Genomic DNA, 22,994 nt, shown 5'->3' with positions numbered 1-22,994 from the left:
CTATATACGCCCTAGACCTCGTTTTGGAGAACGGTTTTGATCAAAGGCATCTTGTCATTTTTTGGCGCAATCTTTAGCTGGCTGACGCTGGCCCTGTTGATGGGCGCGGTGGTTCTGGGCGGCGTGTTCTGGACCTTTAGCCGGAACCTGCCCAGTCACGAGGCGCTGGCACAATATACGCCTGCCACGATCAGCCGGATTTATTCGGGTGAAGGGCGGATTATTGATGAATTTGCCAAGGAACGCCGGTTGTTTGCGCCCATCGGCGACATTCCCGATCTGGTGAAACAGGCGTTCATTTCGGCCGAAGACAAGAATTTCTATAAACATGCGGGCTATGATCTGCGCGGTATTGCGGCGGCGATGATCGAGGCCGTAAAGTCACGCGGCAAACGGGTGCGCGGGGCGTCAACCATTCCACAGCAGGTGGCCAAGAACATGCTGCTGGGCGGCGAGCGCAAGATCGAGCGAAAAATCGGCGAGATCATCATCGCCGCGCGTCTGGTTAACACCATTGGCCGTGAAAAGGTGCTGGAAATTTACCTGAACGAGATTTTTCTGGGTCAGAACAGCTATGGTGTAGCGGCGGCGGCCCAGACCTATTTCAACAAAACACTGGATCAGTTGAAGCCCGAGGAGGTGGCCTATCTGGCTGTGCTGCCCAAAGCGCCGTCGGATTACCATCCGGTGCGCCAGCATGACAAAGCCGTAACGCGGCGCAACTATGTGCTGCGGGAGATGTTCCAGAACGGGTATCTGACCAAGGAGGCGTATGAAACCGCGCGCGATGCGCCATTGCTGACTGTACAAAACGGTGATTTCGAGAGCTTCAAGCAGGAATTGCCCCCGCGCGACTATTTCACTGACGAAATCCGCCGCCAGTTGACCCGTGATTTTGGCGAGGGCGAATTTTTCAGCGGCGGTCTGAGCATTCGGGCAACCATTGATCCCGAGATGCAAAAAGAAGCCGCCAAAGAACTGCGCACCGGGCTTGAAAAATATGACCGGCGTCAGGGGCTTTGGCGCGGAACGGGTAAAACCCTGCCTGCTGAAGCACTGGTCGACGAAGCAACATGGCGCGCGGCGCTGGCCGATGTGCGTGTGGCGCGCGACATCTTTCTGGAAACACAATGGCACCCTGCCGTGGTGCTGGAAGTCACCGACAAAGGGGCACGGTTGGGCATTGAAGGGGTGGACACGCCCGAAGGCGGCAACTGGGTTCCGGCCAAGGATATGGCCTGGGCGCGCAAGCGGCTGGACAATGGCAAACTGGGACGCAAAGGCAAGCTGGTTGAAGTAGGCGATGTTGTGCATGTGCGCGCCATGGTCAAGGACAGTGACGGCAGCTTTATCCGCTGGACGCTGCGGCAGGTGCCGGAAATCCAGGGCGGCTTCATGGCGATGGATGTGCGCACCGGTCGCGTGATTGCAATGCAGGGCGGGTTTTCCTATCAGAATTCGGTGTTTAACCGGGCAACACAGGCATGGCGCCAGCCCGGTTCGAACTTCAAGCCTTTCGTATATGCCGCCGCACTGGACAGTGGTTATACCCCGGCAACGATTATCGTTGATGCTCCGATCGAGATTTCGACAGCACAAGGGATTTGGCGGCCGCAAAATTCATCCAAAAGGTTTTATGGTCCTACACCGCTGCGCACCGGGATCGAGCAATCCAGAAACATTATGACGATCCGGCTGGCCAACGAGATCGGCATGGATGTGGTTGCCGAATACGGTGAAAAATTTGACCTTTATGACCGGATGGACCGGTTTTTGGCCAACGCACTGGGCAGTCAGGAAACCACTTTGATGCGGGTTGTGACCGGTTATGCGATGATCGCCAACGGGGGCGAACGGATTGAACCGACACTGGTTGACCGCGTGCAAGACCGTTACGGAAATACGATTTACCGGCACGATAAACGGGACTGCGTGGATTGCCGTGTTGCCTCGCTGGAACCGGGTGTCGCGCCAAGGATCGTGTCGAACCGCCAAAGGGTTATTGATGCGGTGACCGCCTATCAGATCCGGTCGATGATGCAGGGGGTTGTGCAGCGCGGGACAGCGGCAGGCAAGATCAATCTGAATGTGCCCGTTGCCGGTAAAACCGGGACAACCAATGAATCCAAAGATGTTTGGTTTACCGGCTTTACCTCGAATATCGTGGCTGGTTGTTATATGGGATTTGACACGCCGCGCCCATTGGGACGCGGGGCATTCGGTGGCACAATGTGTGCCCCTGTGTTTAACAAATTCATGCAAAAGGCCACGGCAAAATATGGCGGCGGCCCCTTTGCTGTGCCCCCCGGTGGCCATTTCATCAAGATCGACCGTTACACCGGTGCACGCCTGTCAGATGATGCTTCGGGGCCGAATGTGGTGGCCGAATATTTCCGCGATGGCGAAGATCCGATTTTCGGTATTGCCTTTGATGGCGGCTTTGCGATGGGGGCCAACCTGCCTTTGTTCAACGAGGTCGAGCAGGCCACAACCGTGACCACCTCGGATGGCAACACGGTGACGTTGGGGGGCAAGGCCACCTTCGGGACTGTGCAGTCGGGCGGGTTGTATTGACGGGGCTGCTTGCCCGTTCCGCCTGACATTGCTATCACCCCCAGGAACGATCTGACCACCAACATTCAAAGGCTACCCCACATGCGCGCAGAGACACAGAACACCGTGGACGCGATTGAAAAATCCCTCGCACTTTTGCGTCAGCGGATGGATTGGGACACGGCCAAACACCGGCTGGAGGAATTCGACGCACGGGCCGAGGACCCGACCCTGTGGGATGATCCTGCCAAGGCGCAAAAACTGATGCGTGACCGTCAGGCGCTGCTGGATTCGATCAAGACCTACGAGGATATCGCGCAGGAATTGTCCGACAACGTCGAGATGATCGAGCTGGGCGAGATGGAAGAAGACGAAGAGGTCATCAAAGAGGCCGAAGAAGCCCTGACCAAACTGGCCAAAACCGCCGCCCAGAAAGAACTGGAAGCGCTGTTGAATGGCGAGGCAGATGGCAATGATACTTTCCTTGAAATCAACGCCGGCGCCGGTGGCACCGAAAGCTGTGACTGGGCCAATATGCTGGCGCGAATGTATGTGCGGTGGGCCGAGAAGAAGGGCTACAAGGTTGAACTACAGTCCGAAACGCCCGGCGAAGAGGCTGGTATCAAATCGGTGGCCTACAAGATCAGCGGCCCGAACGCCTATGGCTGGCTGAAATCCGAAAGCGGCGTGCACCGTCTGGTGCGCATTTCACCGTTTGATTCAAACGCCAAGCGCCACACGTCGTTTTCTTCTGTCTGGGTTTACCCTGTGGTGGATGACGATATCGAAATCGAGGTCAACCCGTCGGATATCCGCATTGATACCTACCGCTCCTCGGGGGCCGGCGGGCAGCATGTGAACACCACGGATTCCGCTGTGCGCATCACCCATATTCCGACCAATATCGTTGTGACTTCGTCGCAGAAATCCCAGCACCAGAACCGCGATATCGCGATGAAGGCGCTAAAGTCGCGCCTGTACCAGATGGAACTGGACCGGCGCAATCAGGCGATCAATGATGCGCATGAAAACAAGGGCGATGCGGGCTGGGGCAACCAGATCCGTTCCTACGTTTTGCAGCCCTACCAGATGGTCAAAGACCTGCGCACCAATTACGAGACCTCCGATACCCAAGGCGTTCTGAACGGGGATCTGGACGGGTTTATGGCGGCCACTTTGGCGCTGGATGTGTCCGGTAAATCCCGTGCCGAGGCACAGGGCGACGAATAGCGCGCCTGGACGCTTAACCAGATTTTCCTTGCCGTAACGGCACTTCTGCCGCTAGCCTGATCGTGCGAACAGGAGAGATAACAATGACAGTTGCAGAAGAACTGGCACCTTCAAAGGTGCCTGAAATAAATACCGTAACCATATCCATGCTGAAATCCGCACTGAAATCGGGCTGGAGCGATTTCATGGCCTACCCGTTGTTCGGGCTGTTTTTCGGCGGGGTCTATATGCTGGGTGGCCTGCTGATCTGGTGGGTGACGCGGGCCACGGGGGAAACCTATTGGGTGGTGATCCTTGGTTTCGGCTTTCCGCTGATCGGACCGTTTCTGGCGGTGGGGCTGTATGAAATCAGCCGCTGCCGCGAGCGGGGTGAAAAACCGACATGGGCCTGCCTGCTGGGCATGGCCTATCGGCAAAAGAACCGCCAGTTCCCGTCAATCATCGTGGTGATCGTGCTGATATTCATGTTCTGGGCCTTTGTCGGCCATATGATATTCGCGGTGTTTCTGGGGCTTTCGGCGATGACGAATGTGATGTCGTCACTGGATGTGTTCCTGACGCCGAACGGCATGACCATGCTGGCGGTGGGCACAGCAGCGGGGGCGGCATTGGCCGGATTGATCTATGCGATCACCGTGATGGGCCTGCCGTTGCTGCTGGATCGGGAGCTGGATTTTGTCACAGCGATGATCGTCAGCTTTCAAACCGTGCTGCAAAATCTGCCGGTTATGTTGCTATGGGGGGGCTTTATCATTGTGATGCTGGCCATCGGTATGTTGCCCTATTTTCTGGGCCTGCTGGTGGTGTTGCCGGTGCTGGGCCATGCGTCCTGGCATCTGTATCGGCAGGCGCTTAGCCCCGAAGAAGAATAAAATTAGGGCACGGCGCAATGAACGCCGTGCCCTTGATTGCAATGCGGTGGATGAGATTTAAAAGCTCATCACTTGCGTATCCGGTGCTACAATCCGTGCGCCCATTACGCCGGGTTTGGCGGGGGTTACACCCTCGATCAGAACCGATGCGTCAACACCTTTGCCGGGCAGATAGATGGCGCAGACTTCAACCGTCGTGCCGGTTTTCTCCATGATGATTTTCATCAGGCCCTGCGGGCTCATGGCCTTGGGTGGCTGCGGGGCGGTGGCAGTTTCCGGGGCATCCTTCAGGGCGATGTCGGCGGCAGGGCCACATAACAGGATGTGGGATTTGGCGCCGGCTTTGGCTGCGTTCATGGTCAGCACCATGGCCATCAGCTGTGTTTGTGGTTCGGCCGCGGTCAGGATAGTGACCAGTTTCTTGTCGTCCCCGGCGTTGGCCATGCCTGTGGTGGCGATGATGGTGGCGATAGTCAGGGTTTTCAGGGATTTAAGCATTGTTTCTCCTCGTGTTTTCAAGGTTTTGGGATACTCTGCACGCGGGGCAGGGCATCTTTGCGCAACAGACTAAAAGAACAGACAGCGCCAAAGCACCACGGTTGCAATTGTCACACCCTGAAATACCGGCGGGTTCCTGCTGAAACGAAAACGGGCGCCTGCATCAATGCGGCGCCCGTTTAGAATATTGTGTTGAAAGAGTTTACGCTTTGGCGTCCGGTTTGCCTGCCGCTGGTTTGGCGGTGGCTGGTCCGGTCTTGCTGATCGGGTCGTCCTGACGCTGGACCGAGCCTTCAAAATGGGCGCCTGACTCAATTGCGATGGTTTTGTGGATGATATCACCCTCGACCCGCGCGCTGGATGTCAGACGCACCTTCAACCCGCGCACGCGGCCTACAACACGACCGTTAACAACCACATCGTCGGCCATCACTTCGCCTTTGATGGTGGCGCCTTCGCCAACCGTCAGCAGATGGGCGCGGATGTCGCCTTCGACCTGACCTTCGATCAGAATGTCGCCGGTTGTTTTCAGATTGCCCTTGATGTGCAAATCCGATGACAGAACAGACGCTGGCGGCTTTGGTTTTGCCGCTGCGGCCTGAAAATCGCCCGCAGGTTTAGCGGTGTCCGGTGTGGCCGGTTTGTCGCTTGTGCCCGCCTTGGGGCCGGGTTCGTTGATTTTGCTCTTAGAAAACATCTTTCGCTGCCTTGATATAAGTCATTGGATTTACGGCCTTGCCGCCGACACGTACTTCGTAGTGAAGATGTGTGCCTGTTGATCGTCCGGTGTTACCCATAGCACCTACTTGCTGCCCGCGCGAGACCCTTTGGCCGACCTTCACAAGAATTTTAGACATATGGGCGTAACGGGTTTCGATACCGAACGCATGTTGAATTTTCACCAGCTTGCCATATCCCTGACCCCAGCCTGCCGAAATCACAACGCCATCGGCTGTTGCATAGATCGGTGTGCCAAGGGCGGCGGCAAAATCGGTGCCCTTGTGCATCCGGCCCCAGCGCATCCCGAAGGGGCTGGTAAACCGGAAAGCCGCCTTGACCGGCAGGGCGAAGGGCGCTTTTTGTGCAGCGATACGATAGAGGTTCAGCCGGTCTAACTGGTTCAGGATGCCATTTGCGCGCAATGTATCGGCATCCGGTTCCTGACCCATGGTGGAAAAGGACAGCGGCATCAGCGGGCCGCCCTGACCGGAATAGCCACGGCGCACCTGTGAAATCAGACTGTCACTGGACAGGCCAGCGGCTGCGAACATTTTATCCAGTGGCTTGACCGAAATGGTCATTGCGTCTTCCAGCTGGGTAAATATGCGGTCATTACGCTCTTTCATCAGCTCGGCCTGGAATTCCAGTTCCTGGGCGTGAGTAAAGGCTTTCTGCGCATCGGCGGCGATCTGGTCACGCTCGGTGGCGGTGGTTTCCAGTGCGGATGTCATAAAATCAAGCGTGCCAATGGCGTCTTCGATCCGCCCGGCAGCTGTAGCGCCATTTTCTTCGGCGCCGTTCAGGGCAACTTCCAGTTCCTGCGCCTTGGCGCGGGCTGTGTCACGTTCTGACATTGTGCGGCGCAGTGTGGACTGAATGACATCAATGCCTTTTTCCAGCTCGGCGCGGCTGTCTTCGGATTCCAGCAGTTTGGTCTGCATTTCCGAGATTTGCGCCAGCGCAACGCTAAAGCGCTGATGGGCCATATCGGCCTCTTGGGCGCGCAGGTCACGTTCGTCGGACAGGGCATTCAGGCGTGTTTCATAAGCGATCTGTTCCCGTTTGACCTGTTCGCGGACATTGCCCGATCCGATGCTGTCGATCAGCAGGATCGCGGTGGCAAAGATGGCCCAGGCAAAAACGGCGATACTGCCAACCCAGCCCAGTAATTGTGTCGCGGGTGTCAGGCGGAGGAATTTCGTTTCCGTTTCCGATCGCAGAAATACACGGCGCTCGGGAAATTTGCGTTCCAGAATCGAGTTGAATTTAGTCGCTAGTCGAGATGTCAAAACTATTGCCCTATGTTTGTCTCACAGCGTGGAATTCGTCCCCATCACAAATCCCACCCGCTTTTGTTAACGAAGGGATAACTTCAGAGCAAGAAATTTGAACCGGGCACAGCGTCGCATTTCTATCTATATGATAAACAGGCGGTTTTTTGCCGATATATGTTGGGTATTCTACTCGGTGCCGCCGATCTGAGGGCAATAGCAAAGGTATGGAATTTTCCTTTGAAACGATACTTGAAACGGGATCACTCCGGTTTCGGATAATCGGGACAATTCACAGCCGGTTTCGTATCGGTCGGGCAGGTGGCGGATACGGCAAACCACACCCGCCCGACCAATCGGGTTTTTAATTCGGTATTTCGACAGTAAGGCCGTTGCTAAGCCAGCTTTGCATGCCGCCGCGATAGTAATGTAGTTTTTCCGCAGGATAGTTGATTGCCAGCAGATTATAAATGGCTGTTGGCGATTGACCGCACCAGGGGCCATTGCAAAACAGCAGCAAATCTTTGGGGTCGGAGAATTCCCAATTGCCATCAGCAGACTGTTTTCCGCTAAGCATAACCATGAGCGAGTCGAAAAAGACATTGTCCGGTCCGGGCACAAAAGCATTGAATGGCAGGTTTACCGCGCCGGGGATTGTGCCCTTGGCATACCAGTCGCTTGTGCGGGAATCGATAAGAAAGCCATGCCCCTGATCGACTTTCTCCTGCAGGAATGACAGCAATTCCAGCTCGCCATATGTATTGACACCCTCATGGATGGTCATGGGCTGAACGCAGAATTCAGGGCAGGGACGGGATGTTTTTGCATAGGCATCCGGGATTCTTGCATTCGGATCCTGATTGCGGTTGATCGTATATGTTTTGCCGTTGAAGCTATACTCCACTTGCGCAAGATCTTCGGTAATGCGAACATCTTGTGCCGTTGCCTGTAAGGCCCCGCCAAATATTGTTGCGGCAATTGCCGCAATAAATTGACCCGCCAGTTGTTTTTTCATAATCGAGTTTCCTTACTCACTAAACATTCAACACTATGAATGTATTTCGCAAGCGCCCTAAGACGGGTAAATGCTGTCATGATTGCGAAAGAATTGTGATAATTTTTGGGCATATTGGGTAAAGCTCGGATGTTGGGTGTTTTCTGCCATAATTAGAGCGCAACAAAGGGCGGGATCGGCGGTTTTCAGCAGCTTGGTAATTTGCATTGCATATTTGTGGTTCAGTTTTACCCGGTTAACGGCATAGTAAGGGGTATGGGGACGGCAGGGGAAAATACCTGCCGCCAAGAGGGCACGAAACGGTTAGATGAGCGAAGAGCAAGCCACAGACACGCAAGCCTTGGATGTAAAGGCTGGCAAAGCAGAGCGCCGAAAACGTCGCCGGCGGCGGGTTGGGTATTGGTTGTGGGGATCGGCCAAGTTACTGATCTTGCTGGTTGCAGTGGGTTTGGTCATTTTTGCAATGTCGGGAAAATCCATTCGCGCGCCGGAATGGATGCAGGTGCGAATTCTGGACCAGTTGAATGCGGTTGTATCGGACGGGGACGTGGCGTTTGAAGCGATCGGTTTGCATTTTGAAAAGGGATTGAAGCCAACCATCACCGTAAAGGGCCTTGTGCTGCGCAATGCCAAGGATGCGGTGATCGCACGAGTTGCAATGGCCAGTGCTTCGTTGTCCCCAAAGGCGCTGATCCAGGGTGAAATCAGGCCAACGGATTTGCGTTTGGATCAGGCCTCGGTGACGTTAAAGCGGGCAAGGAACGGGCAGTTCGATCTGGGGTTTGGCGTTGACGTGACGGGGGATAGTACGGATGCGGATGCCACAGAAACAAAAACACTGGGCCAATTGCTGGACGGGGTGGACAAGGCGTTTGAAACGCCTGTTTTGGGAACAATCGAAACGGTTGAACTGACCCATCTTATCCTGAATTTTTCGGATGCGCGGGCGCGCCGTGGCTGGTTGCTGACCGAGGGGCGCATGCAGATGCAGCAGGACGCCGAAAAAGTTGCGATCAGTGTCGGATTTTCGCTGAATTACGGGGCGGCACAACCGGCGACAATCGCGCTGAATTTTGACACCCAAAAAGGCACGGCAGTGGCCGGTTTCGGGATCAAGGTTGATCAGGTCGCCGCCCGTGATCTGGCCAGCCAGCTGCCTGCACTGGCCTGGCTGGGGGTGCTTGATGCGCCGATCTCGGGGGCTATGCGGGCCAAGATTGGCGAAGATGGCTTGCTGGGGCAAATGGATGGCACGCTGGAAATTGGTCAGGGATCTCTGCAACCAAACGAAGAGGCCCGCGCCATCGCTTTTGATTCAGGGCGCGCCTATTTCGGCTATGACCCAAAAGAGCAACGCATCCGGTTTGACGAATTATCGGTGCAGACCGGGGCTGGAAAACTGGTGGTCGAGGGGCAGGGGTATCTGCGCGACATGGTCAACGGTGTGCCTGCCGTGATGCTGGGTCAGTTTCAAATTCAGGAATTGTCGGTTGATCCCGAAGGTGTTTTTGCGGCCCCTGTGGGTTTTGCCGGCGGGGCGCTGGACATGCGGTTGCGGATTGATCCGTTCAAACTGGATATTGGTCAGGCGGTGCTGCGGGATGGGGATAACAGCTATCTGGTCAAAGGCAAAGTTACCGCAGATACCGAGGGCTGGCATCTGGCAATGGACGCCAGCGTGGATGCGATTACCCCCGAACGTCTGGTCGGTCTGTGGCCGTTAAAGGTGGTGCCCAACACCCGTGAATGGATAGACGAGAATGTAAATTCGGCTGAAATATTCAATGTAAACGGGGCGATACGGGTGAATTCCGGTGAAAAGCCGGTGTTCGGTATGGGGTTCGAATTTCAAAATGCCAATGTGCGTTATATGAAGCATTTGCCGGTGGTGGAAAACGGGGCAGGCCATGGAACCATTGCCGACAATGTGCTGACGGTTGTGGTGGACCGTGGCGATGTTACCGCGCCCGAGGGCGGAGTGATGGATGCCACCGGCACGGTTTTCCAGATCCCCGACATTGACATCAAAGGCCCCCCCGCCGTGATCTATCTAAAGGCCCGCGGGCCGATCCATGCCGCGATGTCGCTGCTGGACCAGAAACCGTTCAACATCATGTCCAAGGCCGGCCAGCCGGTTGATCTGGCGACCGGGCGGATTGGGCTGGAGGCTGAAATCCACCTGCGGCTGGTGAAAAAGATCGAGGTCGAGGATGTGGATTACGATGTGGCGGCCACCCTGACCGATGTGCGCAGTGACAAGCTGGTTGCCGGTCGGGTGCTGACGGCCAGGGAGCTGGCCCTGGTCGCCAATCCGCAAGATGTGGAAATTTCCGGCGCGGGCCTGTTGGGGCGGGTGCCGGTGCAGGGGGCCTGGCATCAGAAACAGGGCAAGGAATTTGCCGGCCAGTCACGTCTGGAAGGCACGGTTGAATTGTCGCAGCGGTTCATTGACGAATTCGGTATTGGCCTGCCCAAAGGCAGTGTGACGGGGGCCGGTCGCGGGCAGATAACAATTGATTTGCGCCGCGGCGAGGCTTCGAAATTCCGGCTGGTGTCGGATTTGAAAAATGTCGGCATGCGGATCAGCGATCTGGGTTGGGCGCTGTCGAAAAGCCACACAGGCAAGCTCGAGGTCGTCGGCACATTGGGCACGCCGCCCCGTATTGACAAACTGTTGATCGAAGGCGCGGGCCTGCGGGCCGAAGGCAGCGTGAAATTGACAGCCGCAGGGGATCTGGAAATCGCCAAGTTCAAACGGGTAAAGCTGGCGGGATGGCTGGATGCGCCGGTGGAATTGATCGGGCGGGGCCGTGGCGCCACGCCTTCGGTGCGTTTGACCGGTGGCGTGGTGGATACGCGCAAGGCGGCCTTTGGCAGCGGTGGTGGATCGGCCCCAACCAGCACAAGAGGGGTGTCGCTAACCGTTGCGCTGGACCGTTTAATCGTGTCCGAAGGCATCACCCTGACCGGGTTTCGCGGCACATTCACCCGCCGCAACGGCTTTAGCGGTGAATACACCGCGCGGGTCAACGGCAAGGCCCCGATTTCAGGCATTGTGGTACCCTCCAAGGGCGGCAGCGCGTTCCGGATCAAATCCAAAGACGCAGGCGCGGTGTTTCGGGCCGCCGGTGTTTTGGAAACCGTGCGCGAGGGCACGATGGATCTGACGCTGGTGCCGCGCAAAGGATACGAGGGGCAGTATGACGGCCGTCTGGAAGGCAAATCCATCAAGATACGCGGCGCACCGGCAATGGCCGATCTGCTGGGCGCAATCAGCGGGGTTGGATTGCTGGAACAGTTGAACGGCAAAGGCATCGTGTTCACCGATTATCAGGCGCGGTTCCGGCTGACGCCAACGCAGGTGATTATCATTTCCAGCAGTGCGGTCGGGGCCTCGATGGGGGTGTCGATGGACGGATTTTACAACCTTGGCTCCAGCACGCTGGACATGCAGGGGGTGATTTCGCCGGTCTATTTTGTCAACGGGATTGGCCGGATATTCACCCGCAAGGGCGAAGGCCTGTTCGGCTTTAACTACCGCATGACCGGCAAGGCGTCGGATCCGAAAATCCGGGTAAACCCGCTGTCGATCCTGACCCCCGGCATGTTCCGCGAATTGTTCAAACGTCCACCGCCCAAGGTTGCCCAATAATGAAGCTGTCCGATTTCGATTTCGATCTGCCCGACGAACTGATCGCCACCCGTCCGGCCCGCCCGCGCACCTCTGCGCGGATGCTGGTGGTGCGGGGGGATGATATGCAGGACAGGACGGTGGCCGATCTGCCCGATGTGTTGCGCGCGGGTGACCGGCTGGTGCTGAACGACACCAAGGTCATTCCGGCGCGCCTGTTTGGCCTGCGCCACCGCGAATCCGCGCAAGGGCCGGTATCGGCGAAGATCGAGGTGACATTGCTGGAGCCACAGGCCGGTGGTGACTGGATGGCGCTTCTCAAGCCTTTGAAAAAGCTGAAGGTTGGCGAGGATGTGGTATTTTCCGATACCCTGTCCGCCACCCTGATCGACAAGCCCGAGGGCACCGCGATATTGCGCTTCAACCTGACGGGCGATGATTTTGATGCGGCATTGGCCAAGGCCGGTGCAATGCCTTTGCCACCCTACATTGCCGCCAAACGTCCGGCGGACGCGCGGGACAAACAGGATTACCAAACCGTTTTTGCCCGCCACAAAGGCGCTGTGGCAGCCCCCACGGCGTCGCTGCATTTCGATGATGATCTGCTGGCACGGATTGCGGCCAAGGGCGTTGAATTCACTCATGTTACCCTGCATGTCGGTGCGGGCACCTTTCTGCCGGTCAAGGTGGATGATGTCAGCCAGCACAAGATGCATTCGGAATGGGGCCACGTCAGCCAACAAGCGGCAGACGAGGTAAACGCCACCCACGCAGGCGGCGGTCGGGTGATCCCTGTGGGCACCACGGCGTTGCGGTTGATCGAAAGTGCAGCGGATGAGGGTGGCCAGTTGCAGCCGTGGCGCGGCAGCACCGATATTTTCATCCGCCCCGGATACCGGTTTCGTGTCGCCGATGCCCTGATGACCAATTTTCATTTGCCCAAATCCACCCTGATGATGCTGGTTTCTGCCATGATGGGCACCGGACGGGTGAAAGAAATCTACCGGCACGCCATATCGCAGGGCTATCGCTTCTTTTCCTATGGCGATTCGTCGATTTTGTTTCCCAAAGGTGAAACCCGACGTTAAAGGGTCGCGACGGGCACAGCGAATCCATTTCAGAACCGCCACGCTCGGACATTAAGGAAACGTGCGGAGAAAACTTATGTTGCAGGTGCTGAAAAGCTCGTGGGCGTTGCTGTTGGGCATTCTGTTGCTGATGATCGGCAACGGGTTGCAAGGCACATTGCTGGGGGTGCGCGGGAACCTCGAGGGGTTTTCGACCGTCACCATGTCGATTGTGATGTCGGCCTATTTCCTTGGCTTTCTTGGTGGCTCGCGCATGGCGCCGCTGATGATCCGGCGGGTTGGGCATGTGCGGGTGTTTGCAGCGCTGGCGTCGCTTATTTCGGCGGTGCTGATCCTGTATCCGGCCATCGCCCATCCGGCGGCTTGGGCGCTAGGGCGGGTGGTGATCGGGTTTTGCTTTTCCGGCGTGTATGTGACGGCTGAAAGCTGGTTGAACCATTCGGCCAGCAATGAAACCCGCGGGCAGGCGCTGTCGCTTTATATGATCGTGCAGATGGCGGGGGTTGTGACGGCGCAGGGGCTGTTCGTGCTGGGTGATCCGTCCGGCTATATCCTGTTCATCATATCGTCGGTTCTGGTGTCGGTTTCATTCGCGCCGATCCTGCTGTCGATCAGCCCGACACCGGCCTTTGACACCACCAAACCCATGAGCCTGCGGGAATTATACCACCTGTCCCCCCTAAGCTGTGTGGGCATGTTCATGCTGGGCGGGGTGTTTTCGGCGCAGTTCGGCATGGCCTCGGTTTACGGGGCTTTGGCGGGGTTCACACTGGGGCAGATTTCGATGTTTGTTTCGGCAATGACCATTGGCGCATTGCTATGGCAGTTCCCGATCGGCTGGTTTTCCGACCGGATGGACCGCCGTGTGTTGATCATTGTGATTTCCGCCATTGGCGGGGTGGCGGCGGTGCTGGGGTTCCTGTTTCAAAACCAGTTCACACTGTTGCTGTCGGCGTCCTTTATTGTCGGCGGCATGGCCAACCCGCTTTATGCGTTGCTGATCGCCTATACCAACGATTTCCTGGAACACGACGACATGGCCGCCGCCGCCGGTGGTCTGGTGTTTATCAACGGGCTGGGTGCCATTACCGGCCCGCTGATCACCGGCTGGTTGATGGGGCTGGTAGGGCCGGGGGGTTTTTTCCTGTTTCTGGCCGGCCTGCTGGTTTCGCTGGCGCTATACGGGGCCTACCGGACGACACAACGCGCGGCCCCCGCCGTCGAGGACACGGGCAGCTATTCACCCGTGCTACCGACAGCCTCGCCTGTGGCGGTGGAACTGGCGCAAGAGGTGTTTATCGACACCGCATTAGAGGAAGAAAGCAACAATTCCGCGCAAGATTGAAAAAGAATGTTGCCAAACTGTGAAACTTTTGTAACGGTCCGATTCAACCGGTAAGCATGTGTTATAGGAGTGTCCCTATGCTTAACCCCAATGAAGTGACTGATTTCTGGCTGAGCGAGGTCGGGCCGAAAGGTTGGTTCCTTGTGGACGAGGCGTTGGATGCCAAAATCCGCGACCTGTTTCAGGGGGCATGGGAAGAAGCCCGCGATGGCGCCTATGCCGATTGGAAACTGCGCCCCGCGACATTGCTGGCCTACCTGATCCTGCTGGACCAGTTCCCGCGCAATATGTTCCGTGGTTCGGGGCAGGCCTTTGCCACCGACAAAATGGCGCGCTGTGCGGCGAAAAAGGCGATTGATAGCAAATGGGATATGAAGGTTGAGGAACCTGCGCGGCAGTTCTTTTATCTGCCCCTGATGCATTCGGAATGTCTGGCCGATCAGGAACGCTGTGTGCGCCTCATGAAAACGCGGATGCCCGAGAGTGGCGAATCCAATCTGTTGCACGCCAAGGCACATCGCGAGGTGATCCGCCGCTTCGGTCGATTCCCCTATCGCAACGAGGCATTGGAGCGCCGCGATACAGCCCCCGAAGTCGCATTTCTGGATCAGGGTGGCTATGGTTCGGTGATACAAGCAGTTCAGCCCTGACTTAATATCCTTTGTTTTCAATGGACTGGGCGCTTTTTGGGCGGTTGATACGGCTGCGCATTGATGCCGTGTTCCTGATAGTTTAATATCAAACTAGTTTATCAGCCGGAGAGATGCAGATGCCCGCAAATGCGAAACCCCAAACCTATGATGTGATTGTTGTCGGCGCAGGGCCGGGGGGCTATGTGGCCGCCATTCGGGCGGCGCAACTGGGTCTGAGCGTGGCCATCGTCGAGCGCGAGCATCTGGGCGGTATTTGTCTGAACTGGGGCTGTATCCCCACCAAGGCGCTGCTGCGTTCCAGCGAGGTTTATCACCTGATGCAACGGGCCGGTGAATTCGGGCTGTCGGCACAAAAAACCGGCTTTGATTTGAAGGCGGTGGTGAAACGGTCGCGGGATGTGGCGGGGCAGTTGTCATCCGGCATCGGCCATCTGATGAAAAAGAACAAGATCACCGTGGTGATGGGCAGTGCCACCCTGCCGGCCAAGGGCCGCGTTTCGGTGAAAACCGACAAGGGTGTGCAGGAACTGGCGGCGAAAAACATCATTCTGGCCACCGGCGCGCGGGCGCGGGAATTGCCGGGGCTAGAGGCCGACGGCAAGCTGGTCTGGACCTATAAACACGCATTGAACCCGCCGCATATGCCCAAAAAGCTGTTGGTGATCGGGTCCGGCGCGATTGGCATCGAATTTGCCAGTTTCTACAACACTCTGGGTGCGGAAACGACCGTGGTCGAGGTGATGGACCGCGTGCTGCCGGTCGAGGACGCCGAGATTTCCAAATTCGCCAAAAAGCAGTTTGTGAAACAGGGTATGAAGATCATGGAGAAAGCCATGGTGAAAAAGCTGGATCGGGCCAAGGGCAAGGTGACAGCGCATATCGAGGTTGGCGGCAAGGTTGAGAAGCAGGACTTTGACACGGTAATTTCTGCGGTCGGGATTGTTGGCAATACCGAGGATCTGGGGCTGGAAGCGCTGGGTGTGAAACTGGACCGCAGCCATGTGGTGGTGGACGAATATTGCCGCACCGGTGTGGAGGGTCTGTTTGCGATTGGCGACATCGCCGCGCCGCCTTGGCTGGCGCATAAGGCCAGCCATGAGGGCGTGATGGTGGCAGAACTGATCGCGGGACAAAAACCGCACCCTGTGCGCCCCGAAAGCATCGCCGGTTGCACATATTGCACGCCGCAGGTGGCATCCGTGGGCTATACCGAGGCCAAGGCCAAAGAGCTGGGATATGACATCAAGGTCGGGCGTTTCCCCTATATCGGCAACGGCAAGGCGATTGCTTTGGGCGAGGCCGAGGGGATGGTGAAGACCATATTTGACGCGAAAACCGGCGAATTGCTGGGTGCGCATATGATCGGGGCCGAGGTGACGGAACTGATTCAGGGCTATGTGATCGGGCGGCAGCTGGAGACCACCGAGGAAGACCTGATGCACACGGTATTCCCGCATCCGACCCTATCGGAAATGATGCATGAAAGCGTGCTGGATGCCTATGGGCGTGTGATCCACATGTAGAAAAGGCAGCCCTTTGGGGCTGCCTGTTTTTACCGTATATTCAGGGGGATATCAGGCGCGAACGATTTTGCCGCCTGCATTGGCCCAATTTCCCAGACCACCCAGATTATGCACGGTCTGATAGCCCATTTGCTGCATCGCCCGCACAGCCATGCCCGAACGCGCACCGGTGGCGCAATAAATTCCGACAGGCTTGTTCACATCCAGTTCGGGCAGCACTTCGGGGCTGCGCGGATCGGTTTTCATCTGGAACGAAACCAGCGGCAGGTGGATCGCCCCTTCGGCCTTGCCTGTCTGGGCCAACTCGTTTGCGTCGCGCACATCAAACAGCAGCATTTCCCCGTCAGCCACCTGCTGAATCGCATCGGTCATGGATAGCTGCGGCCCGGCGGCGCGATTGAATAGGTTAAACATGTTTGGTCCTGTCCGGTTTGGAATGGAATTGCTGTTGGCCGCTATATATATTCAGTAAACAGAATATGACAAGGGGCAATTATAATATCGCCCCTTGTTTTGTTCCGCTACTCCACCTTCAGCGGGATGGTAGCCAGCACTTTGTTCAGCGGGCCATAGATATAGCGGATCTCGTAATCCCCTGCGACCATCGGTGCATAAAGCGTGGCAGGTGATCCACCGGCAACACTGGCAAAGGCCTCGGCACTGTCGGACCCGGGTTTGGCGATGATGATGGTATCGCGGCGATGGGCCGGACCTTCCCATGTGACCTGAACCGTATCACCCCGCGCCGCGGTTTCACCTGCCTGAAGGCTGGCAGTCATCGGCACCACATTCAAGGGCACAGCCGCAAGGATTTTACGTTCGTTCCCCTTCTGGACATAGCGCAGCTCATAGGGGCCGGGGGCCGCTGGGATGTCGATTTCAATCGTATTGGCGTCACTGTTTCTAAGATAGACATAGGTTACCTCATCGCCCACACCCATCGTCGCAAGTGCGATTGCGATATAATCATCGTCCCCCGGACCATCCCATGTCACCAGCAACTTGCCACCGGCAGGGGCGGGGCTGGCGAATTCCAGTGTGGCCTTGACGGGTTCGACCACCAACTGCTCAGTGGCAAGGATTTTACGTTCATTGCCTTTCTGGATATAGCGCACTTCATAGGTGCCGGGCGTTGTGGGGATGTCCAATTCAAGCACATTACCGTCGCTGTCTCGGACATAGGCATAGGTGACTTCCTCGCTCACCTTCATACCGGGTTGGGCGATGGCAAGGTAATCGTCGCCACCGGGTCCACTCCATGTGACCGCCAGCTTGCTACCGGCAGGGGCGGGGCTGGAGAATTCAAGCGAGGCGCTGACCGGCTGGACCAGCAGTTCCCGAACCACAAGGATTTTCTTCTCGTTTCCCTTCTGGATATAGCGCAACTCGTAGGTGCCGGGGGTTGTGGGGATGTCGATGTCCAAAGTATTCCCGTCGCTGTCTCGGACATAGGCATAGGTGACTTCCTCGCTCACCTTCATACCGGGTTGGGCGATGGCAAGGTAATCGTCGCCACCGGGTCCACTCCATGTGACCGCCAGCTTGCCGCCGGCAGGGGCGGGGCTGGCAAATTCCAGAGTGGCGCTGACCGGCACAACTTGCACGTCTTTGGAGGCCAGAATGATTTTATCGCGGCCGTTCAAAATATAACGGATTTCATAGGTGCCCGGTGTTGTTGGCACCTCGAGCGCCACAACATTGCCTTCGCTGTCCTTGGTATAGGCATAGGTGATTTCCTCGTTCCCCTTGCTGCCCGGTTTGGACAGGGCAATATAGTCGCCGCCGCCACTGATCTGCCTGTCGGGGCCGGTCCATGACACATCCAGCGTACCGCCCGCCTCGGCGGGGCCTTCAAAACCGACGGTGGCCGTAACAGGTGTCACCACCAGTTTCTGCTGGGCCAGAACCCTGTTGCTATTACCGTTCAGCACATAGCGCACTTCGTAGGTGTCGGGGTGGACCGGCGCGATTATTTCGACCGTGTTGTTTTCGCTGTCTTTTGTATAGGCATAGGTGATTTCCGAATTGGCCTTGCTGCCGGTTTCGGAAATGGCGATGTAATCCCCGCCGCCGCTGATTTGCTTGTTCGGGCCATCCCAGACCACCTTGAATGTTTCACCCACTTCGACCGTATCGGGGGCAATCAGACTGGCTTCGACTTCGCTGACCGCGATGGTATGGCGCGCAAGGATATTGCCATGCCCAAGGGCATCCTGAAGCCGCAGCTCATAGGTGCCCGGTTTGGTGGGGGCGGTCATTGTCGCCTTGGTGTCGGGGTATTGATCGGCATAGAGATAGGCGATGTGATCGTTCGAACTGTCATCCGGTTTGGCCAGTGAAATAGTATAACCCTTGTTGGTGGGCGATTTCCATTCCAAATCAAATTTGGTGCCAACCGACACTTTGTCGGGCGCGCTGATGTCAAAGGCAAACTCGGTTACCTTGATCGTCTTGCGGGCCAGAATATCGCCATTCCCTGTCGAGGTTTGATAGCGCAGTTCGTAAATACCCGGCGTGGTCGGAAGGCGCATCTGTTCGGTGTGGTTGGCGCTCTGGTCGACATAGAAATAGAGGTTCACGTTTGCGACACCTTCAGCCGCACTATCCTGTGGATTGGCCAGCGCAATCACATCGCTGCTTTTATCGGGGCCGCCCCAGTTCACGGTGATCTCGCTACCGGCCGGGGCCTCGCTTGGGGCGTCAATCGAGGCTTGGGGCAGCAGTTTGGACAATTCCAGATAGACCTTCTGGGCCTTGTCCGCGACGGTGAAATCCAGTTCTGCAAAGGCTTCGTCCTCGGGGCGCATGACCTCGACATGGCCATTGCCGGGCAGGAATTCCATGCCGAATGAGTTTTCATGCGGTAGTGTGTCGATAAGGGTTTGACCCTCATAGGTCAGGGTCCAGATCAGCGGATTCTGAATTGGTTTGTCGCTGCCCTTTTCCAGAACCGCGAAACCGACACCGACCGGCTCGGGTTCGGCCGCAACCTGCAACGCATCGGCCAGTTCGGCCGCGTTGCTGGCGGTGCGAAAGGTGCCGCCGGTTTCTTCGGCAAGGCATTGCAATTCGGCCTTGTCCTGCGGGTTGGAAATGTCGAAGCCAATCACATGTGCGGTGAAATCAATGCCGGCTTCTTCCAGCTTGCGACCCACTTCGCAGGGGTTCAATTCGCAGGTTTCACGGCCATCCGATACCAGAATGACGGTGGCCTTTTCCTCGGTATATTTCAAGGCTTCGGCGGCCTGAATAACAGCGGCGGACAGGGGTGTTTTGCCCTTGGGCTTGATCGCGTTCACGGCTGCGGCAATCGCGTCGCGCGTGCCGGTGCCGGGCTGGATCACGGTTTCGATATCGCTGCAATCGCCTTTGCGGCGGTGGCCGTAAACCGTCAGCCCCAGTTCCTGATCCTCGGGCAAGGTGGCCAGCAATTTTCCGATCACATCCTGCGCAATGGTGATTTTCGCCTTGCCGTCGATTTGCCCCCACATGGACCCAGAGGCATCCAGCACCAGAATGGCGCGGGGATTTTCCTGTGCCTGGGCGAAAATGGGAAGAAGGCAAAGAAGGGCGGCGAAAATATGCTTGAGCATGGTGTGATTCCACTGTGAATGTGTTTTATGACCCGACGGTAAACCGATTACCATAGGTAAGGTAGTATGGAATTCTATTCCTTCGGCATTGTTCCGCCTTTGTTCCTGCTTTTCCATTGGCCTTCTGCGCATTTTGCTCTAACCCTTAACAACTGGTGAACGGGTGAGACATGGCAGAGCAGAAAAACATCGAAGTGCGCGGGGCGCGCGAGCATAATCTGAAGAACATAGACGTGGATATTCCGCGCTATGAACTGGTGGTGATCACCGGTTTGTCGGGGTCGGGCAAGTCGTCTTTGGCGTTTGACACGGTCTATGCCGAGGGGCAGCGCCGGTATGTTGAATCACTGTCGGCCTATGCGCGCCAGTTTCTGGATATGATGGAAAAACCGGATGTGGACCACATTTCCGGCCTGTCGCCCGCGATTTCGATTGAACAGAAAACCACCAGCAAAAACCCCCGTTCGACCGTCGGCACCGTGACCGAGATTTACGACTATCTGCGCCTGTTGTTCGCCCGCGTCGGCACCCCCTTTAGTCCGGCCACCGGCAAACCGATCGAGGCCCAGCAGGTGCAGGATATGGTGGACCGCATCATGGCAATGGAGGAAGGCACCCGCGCCTATCTTCTGGCGCCGATCGTGCGCGACCGCAAAGGTGAATACCGCAAGGAATTCATCGAGTTACGAAAATCCGGCTTTCAACGTATCAAGGTGGATGGCACATTCTACGAGCTGGACGAACCACCCGTGCTGGACAAGAAATTCCGCCATGACATCGACGTGGTTGTGGACCGCATCGTAATCCGCGAGGGCATGGAAACCCGGCTAGCGGACAGTCTGCGCACCGCGCTTGATCTGGCTGATGGTATCGCCATTCTGGAAACCGCCACCGAGGAGCCCGAGCGCCATGTTTTCAGCGAAAAATTCGCCTGTCCGGTGTCCGGCTTCACCATTCCGGAAATCGAACCGCGGCTGTTTTCTTTCAACGCCCCCTTCGGTGCCTGCCCCGATTGTGACGGGCTGGGGGTCGAGCTGTTTTTTGACGAACAGCTTGTGGTGCCGGACAAAACCCTGACGCTCTATAACGGCGCGCTGGCCCCGTGGCGCAAAGGCAAATCGCCCTATTTCCTGCAAACCATCGAATCCATCGCCCGCCATTACGAATTCGACAAAAACACCCCGTGGAAGGATTTGCCCAAACATATCCAGCAGGTGTTCCTTTATGGTTCGGGCGATGATCTGATCAAATTCCGCTATGACGAAGGCGGGCGGATTTACGAGGTTAGCCGCGCATTCGAAGGTGTGATCCCGAATATGGAACGCCGCTATCGGGAAACCGGCAGCAACTGGATTCGCGAGGAATTCGAGCGATACCAGAACAACCGCCCTTGCGCGACATGCGAGGGGTACCGCCTGCGTCCCGAGGCATTAGCGGTTAAAATCAACGGCTTGCACGCGGGGCAGGTGGTGCAGATGTCGATCAAAGAGGCGCTGGACTGGTTCACCGACGTGCCCAACCACCTGTCGGTGCAAAAGAATGAAATCGCCCGCGCCATTCTGAAAGAGATCATCGAGCGGCTGGGGTTCCTGAACAATGTCGGGCTGGATTACCTGACCCTTAGCCGCAATTCCGGCACCCTATCGGGGGGCGAAAGCCAGCGGATCCGGCTGGCCAGCCAGATCGGTTCGGGCCTGACGGGGGTTTTGTATGTGCTGGACGAACCATCCATCGGGTTGCACCAGCGCGACAATGGCCGCCTGTTGCAGACCCTGAAAAACCTGCGCGATCAGGGCAATACGGTGATCGTGGTGGAACACGACGAAGAGGCGATCCGCTCTGCCGATTATGTGTTCGACATCGGTCCCGGCGCCGGTGTGCATGGCGGGCAGGTCGTATCGCAAGGCACGCCTGATCAGGTGGCCAATGATCCGGCCTCGCTGACCGGTCAATACCTGACCGGCGTGCGCGAAATCGCGGTGCCAAAGGTGCGGCGCAAGGGGAACAAGAAGAAAATCAAGGTGGTCAAGGCGACCGGCAATAATCTGAAAGCCGTAACCGCCGAATTTCCGCTGGCGAAATTCACCTGTGTGACCGGCGTATCGGGCGGCGGCAAATCCACCCTGACCATCGAAACCCTGTTCAAAACTGCCTCGATGCGCCTGAACGGTGCCCGCCAAACGCCCGCGCCTTGTGAAACCATCAAGGGGCTGGAGCATCTGGACAAGGTGATCGACATCGACCAGCGACCGATCGGCCGCACGCCGCGTTCAAACCCCGCCACCTATACCGGCGCCTTCACCCCGATCCGCGACTGGTTCGCCGGCCTGCCGGAATCCAAAACCCGCGGCTATAAACCGGGTCGGTTTTCCTTCAACGTCAAGGGCGGGCGTTGCGAGGCCTGCAAGGGCGACGGGCTGATCAAGATCGAGATGCACTTTCTGCCCGATGTTTATGTGCAATGCGAAACCTGTCAGGGCAAACGCTATAACCGCGAAACGCTGGAAATCCGCTTCAAGGGCAAAAGCATTGCCGATGTGCTGGATATGACGGTCGAGGAAGCGCAGGGGTTTTTCCAGGCCGTGCCCAGCATCCGCGAAAAGATGGACGCGCTGATGCGGGTGGGTCTTGGCTATATCAAGGTTGGCCAGCAGGCGACCACGCTGTCAGGCGGCGAGGCCCAGCGGGTGAAACTGTCCAAGGAACTGGCCAAACGCTCGACCGGACGCACACTCTATATTCTGGACGAACCCACCACGGGGTTGCATTTCGAGGATGTGCGCAAGCTGCTGGAAGTGCTGCACGAACTGGTCGATCAGGGCAACACGGTGGTGGTGATCGAACACAATCTGGATGTGGTGAAAACCGCCGACTGGATCATCGACATCGGCCCTGAGGGCGGGGACGGGGGCGGCGAGATTGTCGCCGTTGGCACGCCCGAGGACGTGGCACAGGTTGAACACAGCTATACCGGCCAGTATCTGAAGGGGATGCTGGAATAA

General features: G+C 57.1%; 15 protein-coding genes. 9 read left to right on the top strand and 6 right to left on the bottom strand.

The genetic code is table 11. From position 1 onward, the window contains the following. Positions 1–36 precede the first annotated feature (36 nt). From BAR1_RS10200 to BAR1_RS10190, 3 genes are all read left to right on the top strand, one after another. Positions 37–2,574, top strand: coding sequence for a penicillin-binding protein 1A (locus tag BAR1_RS10200; protein WP_118942923.1), 2,538 nt, complete (start codon positions 37–39; stop codon positions 2,572–2,574). Between the two features lie 81 nt (positions 2,575–2,655). After that, positions 2,656–3,783, top strand: a complete 1,128-nt coding sequence (gene prfB / locus BAR1_RS10195; RefSeq protein WP_118942922.1) for a peptide chain release factor 2 — start codon at positions 2,656–2,658, stop codon at positions 3,781–3,783. Positions 3,784–3,866: 83 nt separating this feature from the next. Beyond that, a complete protein-coding gene (locus tag BAR1_RS10190; protein WP_118942921.1) occupies positions 3,867–4,655 on the top strand; it encodes a DUF2189 domain-containing protein in 789 nt (262 codons plus the stop codon). A gap of 57 nt (positions 4,656–4,712) precedes the next feature. On the opposite strand, the gene BAR1_RS10185 is transcribed toward BAR1_RS10190, so the two are convergent. The 4 genes from BAR1_RS10185 to BAR1_RS10170 form a co-directional block, all read right to left on the bottom strand. Continuing rightward, positions 4,713–5,153, bottom strand: a complete 441-nt coding sequence (locus BAR1_RS10185; protein ID WP_407681510.1) for a hypothetical protein — start codon at positions 5,151–5,153, stop codon at positions 4,713–4,715. A gap of 202 nt (positions 5,154–5,355) precedes the next feature. Then, positions 5,356–5,850, bottom strand: a complete 495-nt coding sequence (locus BAR1_RS10180) for a bactofilin family protein (protein ID WP_118942920.1) — start codon at positions 5,848–5,850, stop codon at positions 5,356–5,358. Continuing rightward, complete coding sequence (locus BAR1_RS10175) at positions 5,840–7,162, bottom strand: M23 family metallopeptidase (RefSeq protein ID WP_194294999.1); 1,323 nt, start codon at positions 7,160–7,162, stop codon at positions 5,840–5,842. Before BAR1_RS10175 ends, BAR1_RS10180 begins: the two co-directional genes overlap by 11 nt. 346 nt (positions 7,163–7,508) lie before the next feature. After that, positions 7,509–8,159: a rhodanese-like domain-containing protein gene (locus BAR1_RS10170; protein ID WP_118942919.1), complete on the bottom strand. Its 651-nt coding sequence runs from the start codon at positions 8,157–8,159 to the stop codon at positions 7,509–7,511. Between the two features lie 307 nt (positions 8,160–8,466). On the opposite strand from BAR1_RS10170, the gene BAR1_RS10165 reads away from it, so the two are divergent. The 5 genes from BAR1_RS10165 to lpdA all read left to right on the top strand — a co-directional run bounded on the left by BAR1_RS10165 (position 8,467) and on the right by lpdA (position 16,399). Beyond that, entirely contained in the window at positions 8,467–11,811 is a 3,345-nt protein-coding gene (locus BAR1_RS10165) for a YhdP family protein (protein ID WP_118942918.1), read from the top strand. Beyond that, positions 11,811–12,878 (top strand): tRNA preQ1(34) S-adenosylmethionine ribosyltransferase-isomerase QueA, encoded by a 1,068-nt coding sequence (gene queA / locus BAR1_RS10160; protein ID WP_118942917.1) that lies wholly within the window; start codon positions 11,811–11,813, stop codon positions 12,876–12,878. Before BAR1_RS10165 ends, queA begins: the two co-directional genes overlap by 1 nt. Before the next feature lie 76 nt (positions 12,879–12,954). Beyond that, entirely contained in the window at positions 12,955–14,223 is a 1,269-nt protein-coding gene (locus tag BAR1_RS10155; RefSeq protein ID WP_118942916.1) for an MFS transporter, read from the top strand. 77 nt (positions 14,224–14,300) lie between these two features. Further along, the gene (locus BAR1_RS10150) at positions 14,301–14,873 is read left to right on the top strand and encodes a DUF924 family protein (RefSeq protein ID WP_118942915.1); all 573 of its coding nucleotides are present in this window, start codon (positions 14,301–14,303) and stop codon (positions 14,871–14,873) included. 119 nt (positions 14,874–14,992) lie between these two features. After that, positions 14,993–16,399 carry a dihydrolipoyl dehydrogenase gene (gene lpdA, locus BAR1_RS10145; RefSeq protein WP_118942914.1) on the top strand — a complete coding sequence of 469 codons (1,407 nt, stop codon included), beginning with the start codon at positions 14,993–14,995 and terminating at the stop codon, positions 16,397–16,399. A 51-nt stretch (positions 16,400–16,450) separates the two neighbouring features. On the opposite strand, the gene BAR1_RS10140 is transcribed toward lpdA, so the two are convergent. Both BAR1_RS10140 and BAR1_RS10135 read right to left on the bottom strand, forming a co-directional pair. Further along, positions 16,451–16,813 carry a rhodanese-like domain-containing protein gene (locus tag BAR1_RS10140; protein WP_118942913.1) on the bottom strand — a complete coding sequence of 121 codons (363 nt, stop codon included), beginning with the start codon at positions 16,811–16,813 and terminating at the stop codon, positions 16,451–16,453. Positions 16,814–16,920: 107 nt separating this feature from the next. Continuing rightward, entirely contained in the window at positions 16,921–19,992 is a 3,072-nt protein-coding gene (locus tag BAR1_RS10135; RefSeq protein WP_162891740.1) for a vWA domain-containing protein, read from the bottom strand. 170 nt (positions 19,993–20,162) lie between these two features. On the opposite strand from BAR1_RS10135, the gene uvrA reads away from it, so the two are divergent. Further along, positions 20,163–22,994, top strand: a complete 2,832-nt coding sequence (gene uvrA / locus BAR1_RS10130; RefSeq protein ID WP_118942911.1) for an excinuclease ABC subunit UvrA — start codon at positions 20,163–20,165, stop codon at positions 22,992–22,994.

This window comes from Profundibacter amoris (assembly GCF_003544895.1).
Taxonomy (GTDB): Bacteria; Pseudomonadota; Alphaproteobacteria; order Rhodobacterales; family Rhodobacteraceae; genus Profundibacter; species Profundibacter amoris.
This window is presented reverse-complemented; position numbering and strand designations above follow the sequence as displayed.

Bases quoted from the DNA above. Each gene is read 5' to 3' on its own strand.
- prfB (WP_118942922.1), top strand. From the start codon at position 2,656: ATGCGCGCAGAGACACAGAACACCGTGGACGCGATTGAAAAATCCCTC.
- BAR1_RS10190 (WP_118942921.1), top strand. From the start codon at position 3,867: ATGACAGTTGCAGAAGAACTGGCACCTTCAAAGGTGCCTGAAATAAAT.
- BAR1_RS10185 (WP_407681510.1), bottom strand. From the start codon at position 5,153: ATGCTTAAATCCCTGAAAACCCTGACTATCGCCACCATCATCGCCACC.
- BAR1_RS10180 (WP_118942920.1), bottom strand. From the start codon at position 5,850: ATGTTTTCTAAGAGCAAAATCAACGAACCCGGCCCCAAGGCGGGCACA.
- BAR1_RS10170 (WP_118942919.1), bottom strand. From the start codon at position 8,159: ATGAAAAAACAACTGGCGGGTCAATTTATTGCGGCAATTGCCGCAACA.
- BAR1_RS10165 (WP_118942918.1), top strand. From the start codon at position 8,467: ATGAGCGAAGAGCAAGCCACAGACACGCAAGCCTTGGATGTAAAGGCT.
- queA (WP_118942917.1), top strand. From the start codon at position 11,811: ATGAAGCTGTCCGATTTCGATTTCGATCTGCCCGACGAACTGATCGCC.
- BAR1_RS10155 (WP_118942916.1), top strand. From the start codon at position 12,955: ATGTTGCAGGTGCTGAAAAGCTCGTGGGCGTTGCTGTTGGGCATTCTG.
- BAR1_RS10150 (WP_118942915.1), top strand. From the start codon at position 14,301: ATGCTTAACCCCAATGAAGTGACTGATTTCTGGCTGAGCGAGGTCGGG.
- lpdA (WP_118942914.1), top strand. From the start codon at position 14,993: ATGCCCGCAAATGCGAAACCCCAAACCTATGATGTGATTGTTGTCGGC.
- BAR1_RS10140 (WP_118942913.1), bottom strand. From the start codon at position 16,813: ATGTTTAACCTATTCAATCGCGCCGCCGGGCCGCAGCTATCCATGACC.
- BAR1_RS10135 (WP_162891740.1), bottom strand. From the start codon at position 19,992: ATGCTCAAGCATATTTTCGCCGCCCTTCTTTGCCTTCTTCCCATTTTC.
- uvrA (WP_118942911.1), top strand. From the start codon at position 20,163: ATGGCAGAGCAGAAAAACATCGAAGTGCGCGGGGCGCGCGAGCATAAT.